Below are 13,874 nucleotides of genomic sequence, written 5' to 3' on the forward strand. Positions count from 1 at the left end.
GGGCAGCACCCGCAGCGACCTCACTCGTGCACTTGAAGCCTGGTCATTTCAGGGACTTCATCGTGTGCTCATGTCGGTCGTCCTACCCTGCTAGCGACCCTCGCCCGGTCGGGCTGACCGGACGTAGTGGTTGGCGCATCGACGTGCTCCGCCAGCACACCGTGGTCAAGGACCTCGGTGCTGCGCAGCGCACGCCCGAAGGCGCGGCGGCGCACCGCCAGCGCGAAGCAGGCCGGATCCGGGTGCATGTTCGCTCCCCGACCCGGCAGCCTGCGGCGCGGATCAGGTCGGAGACTGAGACCAGCCTCGTCCCTGACCGCGATGATCCGCAGCAATTCGCTGGCCGGCGCACGTTGCCGACAACCCACACAGGTGCGTTCCGGCGTTGTGCGTCGTACCACTGGAAGAAGTCTACCCCTAGCTGCCCGAGATCGCGCCGCCCGGCTCCCGCACGTGATCGGCTGACGCACGGGCGGCCGGGGCGGTCTGCTCCGCATCCGACCGAATGTCGATCCGCCAACCGGTCAATCGGGCCGCGAGTCGGGCATTCTGCCCCTCCCGGCCGATCGCGAGCGAGAGCTGGAAGTCGGGAACTGTCACCCGGGCGGCCCGATTGGCCAGGTCGACCACCTCGACCCGCAGCGCCTTGGCCGGCGACAACGCGTTGCCGACGAAGGTGGCCGGGTCGTCCGACCAGTCGATAATGTCGATCTTCTCACCGTGCAACTCGCTCATCACGGCCCGCACCCGCTGACCCATCGGGCCGATGCAGGCGCCCTTGGCGTTCACCCCGGGGGTCGTGGATCGTACGGCGATCTTCGTGCGGTGACCTGCCTCACGGGCGATCGCGCCGATCTCCACAGTGCCGTCGGCGATCTCCGGCACCTCCAACGCGAACAGCTTCTTGACAAGCGCCGGGTGCGACCGGGACAGGGTGATCTGCGGCCCGCGCATGCCCTTGGCCACGTGCACCACGACACAGCGGACCCGCTCGCCGTGGGCGTACCGCTCGCCGGGCACCTGCTCGGACTGCGGCAGCACGCCCTCCAGCTTGCCGAGGTCGACGCTGACGATGCCCTTCTCGGTACGCGTCTCGTGCGCCTGCACCACGCCGGTGACCAGGTCACCCTCGCGGCCCACGTACTCACCGAAGTGCACCTCGTCGGTGGCCTCCCGCAGACGCTGGAGGATCACCTGCTTGGCGGTCATGGCGGCGATCCGGCCGAAGTCGTGCGGGGTGTCGTCCCACTCCCGCACCAGACTGCCGTCGGAGTCCATCTCCTGCGCGTACACCAGGGCCGCGCCCGACTTGCGGTCGATCTCCACCCGGGCGTGCGGTTCGGCACCGTCGGTGTGCCGGTAGGCGGTCAGCAACGCGGTCTCGATCGCCGCGAGAATCGTGTCGAACGGGATCTCCCGCTCGCGCTCGAGTGCGCGCAGCGCCGCGAGGTCGATGTTCACCTCTCCTCGTCCTCCACATCATCTTCGTCGTCGATGTCGTCTGAATCGTCGATCTCGTCTGAGTCGTCGATCTCGTCTGAGTCGTCCGCGTCGTCGAACTCTTCGTCCGGCTCGCCGAGTTCGGCGAGCCGGGTGAACTCGACCTGCACACGGCCGGGGCCGAGCTGGGCGTACGTCCAGGAGGCGCGACCGCCGTCGGCCTCCAGCTGGACGCCCTCGTCGTCGGCCGCGACCACCCGGCCGGTGAGCTGGCGGTCGCCGGCGGGCTGCTCGCCACGCTGGCCGGGCAACGCGGCCGCGCCCCGAGCGGTGACCTTGACCAGCCGGCCCACGTTGCGCCGCCAGTGGCGGGGCAGGGTGAGTGGCCGGTCGACGCCCGGCGAGCTGACCTCCAGCTGGTATTCCCCGGCGACGATGTCGCCACCGGTCTCCTCCGCGGCGTCCAGGGCGGCCGAGACCGCGCGGGAGACGTCGGCCACGGCGTCCAGGTCGATCCCGCCGTCGGTGTCCACCATCACCCGCACCACGTGCCGGCGACCGGCCCGGGAAACCGTCAGGTCCTCCAGGTCGTAGCCGGCGTCGTTGACCACCGGCTCGATCACGGCCCGCAACCGCGCACGCCGCGCGGCGAGGTCACCGCCGCGGGGACCCGCGCCGTCACGGGGTCGCCCAGTCGACCTGGTGGCACGGCCACGCTGCGTCATCTCCGCACCCTCTCCCTGGTCGACGGTGATCGGTCGTCCCGACATGCCGGCACGCCACCGGAGCGGACGCGCCGGTGGCTGCGCAGAGCGTAACGCGCCTGCCCGTCGGTGGGCCGGGCGGCGCACCGACGGCGGTGGCCCCCGGACCGGCGGGCATGGTGTTGACTTGCCGGGTGGGGACCGGCAGAACGACACAGCGCGACCAAGCATCAGGACATTCCCGGCGAAAGCTCTTGCGCGCCGGGGCGCTGCTGGCGCTCGGCGGTGCCGCTGCGCCGCTGACCGGCTGTGATCTTTTCGACCGTGACGATCAGCCGGCGCCACCGCCGGACCCGCTGCGGCCGATGGTGGACGAGTCACTCGCGCTCGCCGCCGCGTACCAGGCGGGCGCGACAGCGCACCCCGACCTGGCCGGGCGGCTCGGCCCGATCGCCGAGGCGCACACCGCGCACGCCGTCGAGCTGGCCCGGGTGATCGGCGTCGCCCTGCCGACGGCGGCCGCCACACCGACCACCGCCCCCGCCGCCGACCAGGCCGGCGCGCTCGCCGCCCTGCGCAGGCTGGAGAAGACCGCCCAGCAGTCGGCCACCGCCGCCTGTGCCGCGGCGAGTGCGGAACGGGCCGCACTGCTCGGGTCGATAGCCGCCGCCCGAGCCACCCACCAGGAGGCACTGAAGTGAGGCAGCCGTCCGCCGGGGAGGCGCTCGCCTCCGCCCTGTCCGCCGAGTACGCGGCCATCTACGCCTACGGCCGGATCGGGGTCCGACTCACCGGGGCGGCGCGGGACGCCGCACACCAGGCCGAGGCCGCGCATCGGAGCCGGCGCGACGCGCTCGTGGTGCAACTGAGCGCGGCTGGCGGCGTCGTGCCGCCGGACCGCGCCGGGTACGCGCTGCCGTTCCCGGTCACCGACCGGGCCAGCGCCCTGCGGCTCGCCGCGGAGGTGGAGGAGCGCACTGCCGCGCACTGGCGCTCGGCCCTGGCGTCCACCACCGGAGCAGAGCGCAACCAGGCGCTGGCCGCCCTCGTCGAGTACGCGGTGCGGGCCACCCGGTGGCGCAGGACGGCCGGGCTGACCCCGCTGACTGTCCCATTTCCCGGTCGGCCAACCTGAACCGTTCCGCTCCGGTTGCGGTACGCATACCAGGTATGCATACTCCGTTGCCATGTCCATCCGTCACGGGTTGCTCGCCCTGCTCGAACGCGGCCAGATGTATGGCTACCAGCTGCGCGCCGCGTTCGAGGAGTCGACCGGCTCGACCTGGCCACTGAACATCGGGCAGGTCTACACCACGCTGTCCCGGCTGGAACGAGACGGTCTGGTGCGCCCGCTGCCGGAGAGCGAGGCCGGGCAGCGCCCGTACGAGATCACCGACGCCGGCCGGGCCGACCTGGCGCTGTGGTTCGCCACGCCGGTCAGCCGGAACGACAGACCCCGCGACGAGCTGGCGATCAAGCTGGCCCTGGCGTTGACCACCCCCGGGGTGGACGTCCGCTCGGTGGTGCAGGCCCAGCGCAGCGCGACGATGCGGGCTCTACAGGAGCTGACCCGGCTCAAGTACGGCAGCGACCGGCCGGAGGACCTCCCCTGGCGCCTCGTACTGGACTCGATGGTCTTCCAGGCCGAGGCGGAGGTGCGCTGGCTGGACCACTGCGAGACCAGTCTCGTGCGGCACCAGCCCAGCGGCCCGGCGCCTCCCCCGTTACGGGTGGGTGATGCCGACGCGCGGGACGGGGCGCGCTGGGCCGGCGAGGAGGCACGACGGTGAGCGGGCCGGACGACGCGGTGCTGGAGCTCCGCGCCGTCCACCGCACCCACGGTGCCGGACCGGCGGCGGTGCACGCGTTGCGCGGGGTCAGCCTGGTCGTCCGGCCCGGCGAGCTGGTCGCCGTGATGGGCCCGTCCGGCTCCGGCAAGTCGACGTTACTGGCCCTCGCCGGTGGCCTGGACCGCCCGACCCGCGGCGAGGTCCGGGTGGAGGGGCAACCGCTGGGGGCGCTGGACCGTCGCGGTCTGGCCCAACTGCGCCGCCGTCGGATCGGGTACATCTTCCAGCAGCTCAACCTCCTGGGCAGTCTGAGCGCGCTGGAGAACGTGGCGCTCCCGCTGGAGCTGGACGGCACCAGCGGACGGCGGGCTCGCAGCCTGGCCATGGCCGCGCTCACCGAGGTGGGTCTGCCCGCGTTGGGTGACCGCTTTCCGGACCAACTCTCCGGCGGGCAGCAGCAGCGGGTGGCCATCGCCCGCGCGCTGGTGGGCGAACGGCGGCTGGTGCTCGCCGACGAGCCCACCGGCGCACTGGACTCGCAGACCGGTGAGGCGGTGCTGCACCTGCTCCGCCGCCGGATCGACGCGGGTGCCGCCGGGGTGCTCGTCACCCACGAGGCGCGGCACGCCGGCTGGGCCGATCGGGTGGTGTTCCTGCGCGACGGCGTCCTGGTGGACACGACGGCGCCGCTGGGCAGCGTCGACCAGTTGCTGTCCGGCAGCGGCCGGTGACGATCCGCCGTGCGACGCGGGCCCCCGCTCCGGTCGACACCGCGACGGCACGGCCGGCCGCGCCCCTCGCCCCGGTCGGCCGACGGCGGTTCGCCGAGCTGACCGGCTCCTGGCGGACGGCGCTGCGGATCGCCCGGCGGGAGTCCCGCCGGGCCCGACGCCGGACCGCCCTGGTGCTCGCGATGATCGCCCTGCCGGTGGCGGCGCTGGCCTTCCTCGCGGCGAGCTACGACATGGCCGGGCTGACCCCGGCCGAAGGGATCGATCGTCGGCTCGGCGTGGCCGACGCGGAGTTGCGCTGGATCGCCGACGCGCCGGTGCGACAGGACGAGGGCGGTAACACCTGGTACGTCCAAGACGGCGAGCAGCAGCCACCCCACGCGAGGGCCACCACCGCCCAGGTGAGCGCGCTGCTGGGACCGGGCAGTCGGGTCACCGAGGTGCGCACCCGCATCCCGCTGACCCTGCGAGGCCCGCGCGACGACGAGGACGTGCAGGGGCGGGTGCTGGACCTCGGCGACCCGTTGGCCCGCGGGCTGGTGCGGTTCCGGGCGGGCCGGGCACCGCGGCAGCCCGGCGAGGTCGCGGTGAGTCCGGCGGCGCTACGCCGCCTGGACCTGCGCCTCGGCCGCGCCGTGGCCCTCGCCGACGGGAGCCGCGCGTACACGGTGGTGGGGGTCGTCGAGTTTCCCGACGATCTCGGAATGGTGGTGGCGCTGCATCCGGGTGCGGCGCCACCGACCAGTTTCAGCTCGGCGACCAACTGGTTGGCGGACGTGCCCGGCACCGTCGATGCCGCGCTGGTGTCCCGACTCAACGAGCGTGGGGTGGTGGTCACCACCCGCGCGCCGGCCGACGACCGGAAGCGGACGTGGCTCGGCCCGGTCGACCCGAGCGGCACCGGCGACCTGAGCACCGGTGTGCTCATCGCCGGCCTCGGGCTGTTGGAGGTCGTGCTGCTTGTCGGCCCGGCCTTCGCGGTCGGCATCCGTCGCCGACGGCGGGATCTGGCGCTCGTCGCGGTGGCCGGTGGGGATGCCGCCCAGCTCCGCCGCGTCGTGCTGGCCGACGGCGTGGTGCTGGGTGTGCTGGGCGCCGTCGCCGGCCTGCTGGTCGGCGTCGCCGCGGCGTTCGCCGGACGTCCGCTTGTGGAGCAGTACGTCTTCCACGCCCGCTTCGGTGGGTACCGGTGCTGGCCGATCGCGCTGGTGCTGCTCGGTGGGGTCGCGGTGCTGGCCGGGGTGCTCGCCGCGCTGGCACCGGCCTGGACCGCCGCACGACAGGACGTCAGCGCCGGGCTCGCCGGGCGGCGTACCCCACCGGTGTCCAGGGTCCGGTGGTTGGCCCTCGGTCTGTCGCTGGTGGGCGGCGGGGCGGGGTTGGCGGCGTTCGGGGCTGCCCGTACCACCCCGGCGGTGATCCTCGCCGGCCTCATCCTCGGCGAGTTGGGCCTGGTGTGCTGCACGCCCACGCTGATCGGCGCGCTCGCCCGGCTGGGCCGGGTGTTGCCGTTGGCACCGCGAATCGCACTGCGCGACGCCAGCCGCAACCGGGCAGCCGCGACGCCCGCCATCTGCGCCGTGATGGCCGCGGTCGCCAGCAGTGTGGCGCTCGGTGGGTTCCTGGCCAGCAACGATGCGCGGGAGTCGCGCGCCTACCGGCCGTCGGTGCCGACCGGCAACGTGCTGGTCTACGCGAGCGAACTGGCGCGGCCACCCACCCTGGCCCAGGTCGCCACAGTGGCCCGGGAACAGTTGGGTGCCGACACGATCGCCCCGATCAACTCGGTGAGTTGCGCGTCCGGGACGGGTTACTGCGATGTCACACCGGCGCTCCCACCCGCGCAGGTCTGCCCCTGGCAGCCCGGGGTCGATCTCTCCGCGGCGCAGCGTCGACAGGCTCGGGCCGACCCGCGTTGTCGGATCAGCGCGCTGGGCTACGACGGCGGCTACGTGCAGACCGGAGTGGATGACGGAACCGCACTGCCGCTGCTCACCGGCGCTGACCCGGCGACGACCGCCGCCGCCACCGCCGTGCTGCGCGCCGGGGGCGTGGTGGTGACCGACCCGCGCTACCTGCACGACGGCCTGGTGACGGTACGGGTGAACCACGTGGATTCCGGGACCGACGGGTCGACCACCGCCGACCTGCCCGGGTACGCGCTGAGCGGGGTGGTCGTCCAACCCCACCTGCTGCTCTCCGCGTCCGCGGCCCGGCACCTCGGCCTGACCTGGTCACCGGCCGGTTGGGTGATCGGCACCCCGACCCCGCCGGACCCGCGTCAGGAGCGACGGTTCACCAGCGCACTGCGGCCCTTCGGCACCTTCATGGTGGCCGTGGAGTACGGCGGTGGCCCCCGCGACATCTCACCGTTGCTGCTGCTGCTCGCGGCGGCGGCCGGGGTGATCACGGTGGGGGCGGCAGGGATCGCGACAGCGCTCGCCGCCGCCGAGGGGCGCGCGGAGCTGACCACACTCGCGGCCGTCGGCGCGGCACCGGCGGTACGCCGCATGCTGGCGATCTGCCAGGCCGGCATCATCGCCGGTGTCGGTTCGGTGCTCGGCATCGTGGCCGGCCTCGGCACCGCCGCGATCGTGCTGGTCTCGGTCAACCGCGAGTACGCCAACGACTGGCCGGCATCCGATCCGTACCCCCTGCTGGTGCCCTGGCCCGTGCTCGGGGTCCTGGTGCTGGTGCCGGTGGTGGCGATGCTCGGGGCGGGCCTGTTCACCCGCGCCCGGCTGCCGATCGAACGGCGGCTGGACTGACGCCGAAGCGGTGGCCGGCCGGCTGACGATCCGGGCGCGTACGGGGGTGCCGCCGGGGCCGGGCAACCGGCAGACTGATCGGCGTGTCAGCGCTGGGAAACATCACCCGTCGAGTCGGTCATCACCGCTGGTTCGGCGCCGCCGCACGCCTGCTGGTCCCCGCCGACCGGGTGGTCGGTCGACTCACCCGGGGGCGGGTGGTCGCGCTCGGCCTGATCCCGTCCCTGGTGATCACGACGACCGGCCGCCGCTCCGGCAAGCCCCGCAGCAATCCCCTGCTCTACGTCCCCGACGGCGACACGTACGTGGTGATCGGCTCCAACTGGGGGCAGACCCAGCACCCCGGTTGGGCGATGAACCTGCTCGCCGATCCCACCGCCGCGGTGCAGTTGAAGGGCCGGCTGATCCCGGTGCGGGCCGACCTGGCGTCCGGCGCCGAACGGGACCGCCTGTGGCAGCTGCTGGTGACCGAGTGGCCCGCGTACCGCACGTACGTGCGACGGGCCGGTGGCCGGGAGCTGCACATCTTCCGGCTCGTGCCGACCGGCCCGCCGCAGGCCGGCTAGGGCGGGCCGCCCACGGCGGGCCCGCGAGCGGCCCGGGCCACGTCAGAGCCCGCCCGGCACACCGATCAGCGAGCCGATCAGGTAGGTGGCGCCGGCGGCCGCGGCACCCAACAGCAGTTGCCGCAGCCCGCTGGTCCACCACGGACGTTGGGTGAAGCGGGCCACCACCGCGCCGGCGGCGAACAGCCCGAGCCCGCCGACGGCGAGGGCCAGCCACAGCTCGGTGGCACCGAACAGGTAGGTCAGGAGCGGCACCAGGGCGCCCATCGAGAAGAACAGGAACGACGAGATCGCCGCCGCCCACGGGCTGGGCTGGTCGTCGGGGTCGACGCCCAACTCCTCCCGGACATGCACCCGCAGCGCCTCCTCCGGGTCGCGCCGCACCGCCTCGGCGACCTGGGTGGCCAGATCACGGGGCAGGCCCCGGGCTACCCACGCGTCGGCCAACTCCCGGGCCTCCGCCTCGGGGTGCCGTTCCAGCTCGCGTCGCTCCTTGGCCACCTCGGCGGCGACCTGCTCGTTGGCGGAGCGGACGCTCGTGTATTCGCCGAGCCCCATCGAGATCGCACCGGCGACCAGGCCGGCGGAGCCGGTGAGCACGATGCTGCGGGGCGACACCCCGCCGCCGCCGACGCCGGCGATCAGGGCGATGTTGGTGACCAGACCGTCCATCGCGCCGAAGACCGCCGGACGCAGCCACCCGCCGGACACGTCCGCGTGGTGCGCCTCACGCAGCGCCGCTGGGGTGTCGGTCACGGCAGTGTCAAGATCTCGTGACCGTCCTCGGTCACCACGATGGTGTGCTCGAACTGGGCCGTCCACTTCCGGTCCTTCGTCACCACGGTCCACCCGTCGTCCCACATGTCGTACTGGTAGGTGCCGAGTGTGATCATCGGCTCGATGGTGAACGTCATGCCCGGCTCCATGATGTCAGTGGGGCGCGGGCTGTCGTAGTGCGGCACGTAGAGACCGCTGTGGAAGGCCTCGCCGATGCCGTGGCCGGTGAAGTCGCGGACCACGCCGTAGCCGAACCGCTTGGCGTACGACTCGATGACCCGGCCCACCACGTTGATCTGCCGACCCGGGACGACCGCGCGAATGCCGCGCATCATCGCCTCGTGGGTCCGCTCGACAAGCAGCCGGGCCTCCTCGCTCACCTCGCCGACGCAGAAGGTGGCATCGGTGTCGCCATGCACCCCACCGATGTACGCGGTCACGTCGACGTTGATGATGTCGCCGTCGGCCAGGACCGTGGAGTCCGGGATGCCGTGGCAGATGACCTCGTTGAGGCTTGTGCAGCAGGACTTCGGGAAGCCCTTGTAGCCAAGTGTCGACGGGTACGCGCCGTGGTCGCAGAGGAACTCGTGCACCACCTTGTCGATCTCGTCGGTGGTCACGCCGGGTTTGCAGTGCTCGCCGGCGAGCTGGGTCGCCTGGGCGGCGAGCCGGCTGGCGATCCGCATCTTCTCGATGGTCTCCGGCGTCTGCACGTGCGAGCCGCGCCACTGGATCGGGCGCTCCTTGCCCACGTACTCCGGTCGGGCGATCTGGGGTGGCACCGGACGCGTTGGGGAGAGCGCGCCTGGCGTCAGCGGCGGACGGACGGTCATGCCATCAGCCTATCGCCGGGGCCGCTGGTGACCCGCGCCACGGGCGCGGGAAGGGGGTTGTTGCCCTGCCCGGTCGGCTGTGCCATGGTGGCAGCGTGGATCAAGGGGGAGCACCACCCGTCTTCTCCGCCAGCGCGGAGATCGACGGTGACCACCTCCGGGTGGTGGTGGCCGGTGAGGTCGACATGGCGACCGCCGACACCATGCTCCAGACCGCGTTGCGCGAGCCAGCCCGGCGGATCACCCTCGACCTGAGGGCCGTCACCTTCTTCGACTCGGCCGCGATCCACGCCCTGGTCCGGCTCGCCCAGCAGTTTCCGGGCGTGCTGACCGTCCTGCCGTCGCGGCAGGTCCGCCGCGTGTTGGAGATCTCCGGCCTGGGCGAGCAGAGCTGGCTCCGGCCGGCCTGAGCCGGCTGGCCGCCGGGCCGGGCCATCAGCCGCCCCCGGGCGCGCGGTCAGCCCCGCAGCTCCCGGCGCAGTGTCACCTCGGTGCCCTCCTCGGTACGCCGCACCGACAGCTCACCCAGCGCCCTGATCAGCGCCAGGCCACGCCCCCGGAAGCCGGAGCCTGTCGACTCACGCCACTGCCCGCTGTCGCGCACAGTGGCCGTCACCGTCCGATCCTCGATGGCCACCGTCACACTGATCGTCGGCTCGGCGGGGTGGATCGGGTGCTCGATGGCGTTGGCCGCGGCTTCGGAGACCGCCACGGTCAGGTCGAACACGTCCGTCTCGTCGACCGCGTGCGCGACGAGGAAGTCCTCCAGGCGCTTGCGCAGCACGCTCAGCCGGGTCGGGTCCGCCGGCAGCCGCAACGCGAAACGGTTCAGCTCGGCCGCCTCCAGGGCGAGGACCGCCACGTCGTCGCGGCGCGGACGCCCGTCGACCCGCTCGACGACAGCGTCGATCAGGTCGACCACGTGCTCACTGGGGGTCGCCGCGTCGACGCGCAGTTGGGCCAGCGCCGCGTCCATGCCGAGCTGACGGTCCTCGATCAGCCCGTCGGTGTAGAGCAGCAGTCGGCTGCCGGCAACCAACTCGCCGTCGACCGCCTCGTACGTCGCGGCGGGGATCGCGCCGATCGGTGGGCCGAGCGCACTGTCGTGCAGGAACGACACGTCACCTCCTCTGATCACCAGCGGGGACGGGTGCCCCGCGCTCGCGTACCGCAGCCGGCCGGTGCGCGGGTTGAACAGCAGACAGACCACAGTGGCGAACGAGCGCCCCTCGGTGAAGCCGACCAGCCGGTTGAGCCGGGTCAGCGACTCGGCCGGGTCGTAGCCCTCCAGCAGGTACGCCCGCAGCGCGTTGCGCAGTTGCCCCATCGCCGCCGCGGCCTGGACGCCCTTGCCGACCACATCGCCGATGACCAGCACCAGGTCGTCGTCCTCGACGTTTATCGCGTCGTACCAGTCGCCGCCGACCTCGACGTCCGCGGTGCCGGGCAGGTACCGGCTGGCCAACACCGCTCCCGGTAGCTGCGGCAGCGACCGGGGCAGCAGGCTGTGCTGCAGGGTGGTCGCGATGCGGTGTTCGGCTTCGTAGAGCTGCGCGTTTTCCAGTCGTACCCCGACCAGCCGGGCCAGTTGGGTCAACGCGGCCTCGTCGGTCTGGGCGTCGTCGCCGGCCGGACGCCAGACCCGCAGCTCGCCCAGCGGTTCGCCGGCGGTGCCGGTCAGGTCGGCCACGAAGGACGGGTCGGCGGCGGTGGCGCCGCCGGTGTCCGCCTCGGACCGGGCCCCGGCGGCGGACACCACCACCCGCGCGGCCTCGGCGAGGCACAACGCGTGCCGGGCGGCGACCTGGAGCACGTCGGCGGTGGACCGGGCGGTGTTCACCGCCACCGCCGCGTCGGCCAGCGCCCGGAGCCGACGGATGACCTGGCCGCGGAGCTGACCCAACTCGACGTTGGCCCGGACCCGGGCGATCAGCTCCTGGCCGGAGAACGGCTTGGTGAGGTAGTCGTCGGCGCCGGCGGAGAGACCGGCGACGGCCTCCGCGGAGCCGGCCCGCGCGGAGAGCAGCACGATCGGCACATGACGGGTACGCGGGTCCGCACGCAGCGCACCGACCAGCCCGAACCCGTCCAGTCGGGGCATCATCACGTCGCTGAGCACCAGGTCGAACCCGCCCTCACGTGCCAGCGGCAGGGCGGCCAGCCCGTCGCTCGCGGTGACCACCTCCCAGGTCGGGGAGAGCAGTCGGGTGACGTGCTCGCGCAGGTCCACGTTGTCGTCGACGACCAGGATCCGGCCGGCCGGTGCGCCGTTCGTCGGTCGGCCGGCGACGTCGGGTGTCGGCTCGACGCCGGTCCAGAGCGCGGTCTCCGCCACGTAGAGCCGGGCCTGCTCGGGCTCGCCCGGATGGAACGAGTCGACGGCCGCGACCCGGTCCGCGGGCAGGTGTACCGACCCGAACGGAACTGTCACAGTGAAGGTGCTGCCCTCGTCGACCTGGCTGACCAGCCCGGTCTCGCCGCCGTGCATCTCGACCAGCTCCCGGACCAGCGCCAGGCCGATCCCGGTGCCCTCGTGGGTGCGGACGCGGACGCCGGGCACCCGGTGGAACCGCTCGAAGACGTGCGGCAGGTCGTCCGGCAGGATGCCGACGCCGGTGTCCGTCACCTCCAGCCGGGCCATGCCGTCCACCGCCCGGATCCGCACCCGGATCTCGCCGTCGAAGGTGAACTTGACGGCGTTCGACACCAGGTTGAGGACGATCTTCTCCCACATGTCCCGGTCGACGAAGACCGGCGCCGGCAACGGTGGACAGTCGACCACCAACCGCAGCCCGGCCCGGTCGGTCGCCGAACGGAAGGTGCCGGCCAGCCGGGCGGTGTAGCTGGCGAGGTCGGTGGGCTGGTAGCGGGCGGCGAGGCGACCGGACTCCAGCCGGGAGAAGTCCAGCACTGTGTTGACCAGTTTGAGCAGGCGCAACGCGTTGCGGTGCATCAGGGTGAGCCGGGCGGTGTCGGCCGCGGGCAGTGCCGGGTCGGCCAGCATGTCCTCCAGTGGGCCCAGCACCAGGGTCAGCGGGGTACGGAACTCGTGGCTGACGTTGGCGAAGAAGTTGGTCTTCGCCAGGTCCAGTGCGGCCAGCTCGGCGGCGCGGGCCCGCTCCTGCTCGTATGCCCGCTGGGTGCCGGCCGCGCGGGAGATCTGGGCGGCGATCAGCTCCAGGAAGTCGCGGTAGTCGGCGCCGAGCGGAAGCTGGCGGGCCACGCCGACGACAAGCGCGCCGACCGTCTGGTTGGTCGCGGTGAGGGGCAGCACGAGGGCCTGGTCGGCGGCGTCAGCCGGCGGCGGGTCGAGCAGGTCGGCCACGTCGACGGTCGCGGGCGCGGTGTCGGCGGTGACCCGGGCCAGCAGCTCGGCGGTGTCGCCGACCGCGGCCGGGGCGGTGCCGGTGGACCCGGCCAGGGCGAGACGGCCGCTGTCGTCGGCCAGGTAGATCAGGGCGAAGGGCACGTCCGCCCGGTGCCGGCCGAGCACCTCGGCGACGGTCCGGCCGAGTTCGGCAGCACTGCCCGTGTCGTTCAACTCGGCACCCAGCTCGGCGAGTGCCCGCAGCCGGCGCTCGCCGAGCACCCGGCCGGTGGTTTCGTTGACGATGCAGTAGACGCCACTGACCGAGCCGTCGGCACCCCTGATCGGGTCGTACGAGACGTCGAAGTAGGTCTGCTCGACGAAGCCGTGCCGGTCCAGCAGGAAGGGGTGGTCTTCACCGCGGTAGGAGCGCCCGGTGCTCCGCACACCGTCGAGCAGCGGGCCGAGCACGGCCCAGGTCTCCGCCCAGTGCTGCCGGGCCGGTTGGCCGAGCACCTCCGGATGTTTGCCGCCGATGGTCGGTCGGTACGCGTCGTTGTAGAAGGCGAGCTGCTCGTCGCCCCAGAACATGACGATCTGCGCACTGGAGGCGAGCATCATGCCGACCGCGTTGGAGAGCGCCAGCGGCCAGCGGGCGGGCTCGCCCAGCGGGCTGGTGGACCAGTCGACGCCGCTGATCAGCTCGCCCATCTCGCCGCCGGCCGCGAACGCCGCCGCCAGCATCGGAGGAGCCTGCGGACCGGGCGCGAAGAAGCGCCCGATGTCCGCACCCCCCTGGGCCGAGCTCATGAAGCCTCCCGCTCCGGCCGGCACCCCGCGACCGTTGATCTTTACCCGCCGTGCTTCGACTTGTACCCCAGCGGACCAGCAACGTAACGCAAGACGACGGTCGGGCGCTGTTTACCTACGCGCGAGCCGTCGGGCACCGGACAGGGTG

At 73.0% G+C, this 13,874-nt stretch carries 13 protein-coding genes; 7 read left to right on the forward strand and 6 right to left on the reverse strand.

Annotated features, from left to right (window positions below; genetic code table 11):
• Positions 1–68: 68 nt before the first annotated feature.
• From AB0A95_RS02140 to rimP, 3 genes are read right to left on the reverse strand one after another with little or no spacing between them, the layout of a single operon-like run.
• A complete protein-coding gene (locus AB0A95_RS02140) occupies positions 69–401 on the reverse strand; it encodes a YlxR family protein (protein ID WP_357553741.1) in 333 nt (110 codons plus the stop codon).
• A gap of 16 nt (positions 402–417) precedes the next feature.
• Positions 418–1,461, reverse strand: a complete 1,044-nt coding sequence (gene nusA / locus AB0A95_RS02145; protein ID WP_357553742.1) for a transcription termination factor NusA — start codon at positions 1,459–1,461, stop codon at positions 418–420.
• Positions 1,458–2,165, reverse strand: coding sequence for a ribosome maturation factor RimP (gene rimP / locus AB0A95_RS02150; RefSeq protein WP_357553906.1), 708 nt, complete (start codon positions 2,163–2,165; stop codon positions 1,458–1,460). The genes nusA and rimP overlap by 4 nt, the downstream gene beginning before the upstream one ends.
• A 155-nt stretch (positions 2,166–2,320) precedes the next feature.
• Here rimP and AB0A95_RS02155 point away from each other — a divergent pair, with 155 nt between their 5' ends.
• The 6 genes from AB0A95_RS02155 to AB0A95_RS02180 all read left to right on the forward strand — a co-directional run bounded on the left by AB0A95_RS02155 (position 2,321) and on the right by AB0A95_RS02180 (position 7,999).
• Positions 2,321–2,845, forward strand: coding sequence for a hypothetical protein (locus AB0A95_RS02155; protein WP_357553907.1), 525 nt, complete (start codon positions 2,321–2,323; stop codon positions 2,843–2,845).
• Positions 2,842–3,279 (forward strand): ferritin-like domain-containing protein, encoded by a 438-nt coding sequence (locus tag AB0A95_RS02160; RefSeq protein WP_357553743.1) that lies wholly within the window; start codon positions 2,842–2,844, stop codon positions 3,277–3,279. The genes AB0A95_RS02155 and AB0A95_RS02160 overlap by 4 nt, the downstream gene beginning before the upstream one ends.
• Positions 3,280–3,331: 52 nt before the next feature.
• A complete protein-coding gene (locus AB0A95_RS02165) occupies positions 3,332–3,934 on the forward strand; it encodes a PadR family transcriptional regulator (RefSeq protein WP_357553744.1) in 603 nt (200 codons plus the stop codon).
• The gene (locus AB0A95_RS02170; RefSeq protein ID WP_357553745.1) at positions 3,931–4,665 is read left to right on the forward strand and encodes an ABC transporter ATP-binding protein; all 735 of its coding nucleotides are present in this window, start codon (positions 3,931–3,933) and stop codon (positions 4,663–4,665) included. Before AB0A95_RS02165 ends, AB0A95_RS02170 begins: the two co-directional genes overlap by 4 nt.
• Positions 4,662–7,433 (forward strand): FtsX-like permease family protein, encoded by a 2,772-nt coding sequence (locus AB0A95_RS02175; RefSeq protein WP_357553746.1) that lies wholly within the window; start codon positions 4,662–4,664, stop codon positions 7,431–7,433. The genes AB0A95_RS02170 and AB0A95_RS02175 overlap by 4 nt, the downstream gene beginning before the upstream one ends.
• Positions 7,434–7,516: 83 nt before the next feature.
• Complete coding sequence (locus AB0A95_RS02180) at positions 7,517–7,999, forward strand: nitroreductase family deazaflavin-dependent oxidoreductase (protein WP_357553747.1); 483 nt, start codon at positions 7,517–7,519, stop codon at positions 7,997–7,999.
• A gap of 42 nt (positions 8,000–8,041) precedes the next feature.
• On the opposite strand, the gene AB0A95_RS02185 is transcribed toward AB0A95_RS02180, so the two are convergent.
• Positions 8,042–8,755 (reverse strand): VIT1/CCC1 transporter family protein, encoded by a 714-nt coding sequence (locus AB0A95_RS02185; protein ID WP_357553748.1) that lies wholly within the window; start codon positions 8,753–8,755, stop codon positions 8,042–8,044.
• A complete protein-coding gene (gene map, locus AB0A95_RS02190; protein ID WP_357553749.1) occupies positions 8,752–9,609 on the reverse strand; it encodes a type I methionyl aminopeptidase in 858 nt (285 codons plus the stop codon). Before map ends, AB0A95_RS02185 begins: the two co-directional genes overlap by 4 nt.
• A gap of 95 nt (positions 9,610–9,704) precedes the next feature.
• On the opposite strand from map, the gene AB0A95_RS02195 reads away from it, so the two are divergent.
• Positions 9,705–10,019, forward strand: a complete 315-nt coding sequence (locus AB0A95_RS02195) for an STAS domain-containing protein (RefSeq protein ID WP_357553750.1) — start codon at positions 9,705–9,707, stop codon at positions 10,017–10,019.
• Between the two features lie 47 nt (positions 10,020–10,066).
• Here the strand turns inward: AB0A95_RS02195 and AB0A95_RS02200 are convergent, their stop codons facing one another.
• The gene (locus tag AB0A95_RS02200) at positions 10,067–13,726 is read right to left on the reverse strand and encodes a SpoIIE family protein phosphatase (protein ID WP_357553751.1); all 3,660 of its coding nucleotides are present in this window, start codon (positions 13,724–13,726) and stop codon (positions 10,067–10,069) included.
• Positions 13,727–13,874 lie beyond the last annotated feature (148 nt).

This window comes from Micromonospora sp. NPDC049230 (assembly GCF_040647875.1).
GTDB lineage: Bacteria > Actinomycetota > Actinomycetes > Mycobacteriales > Micromonosporaceae > Micromonospora.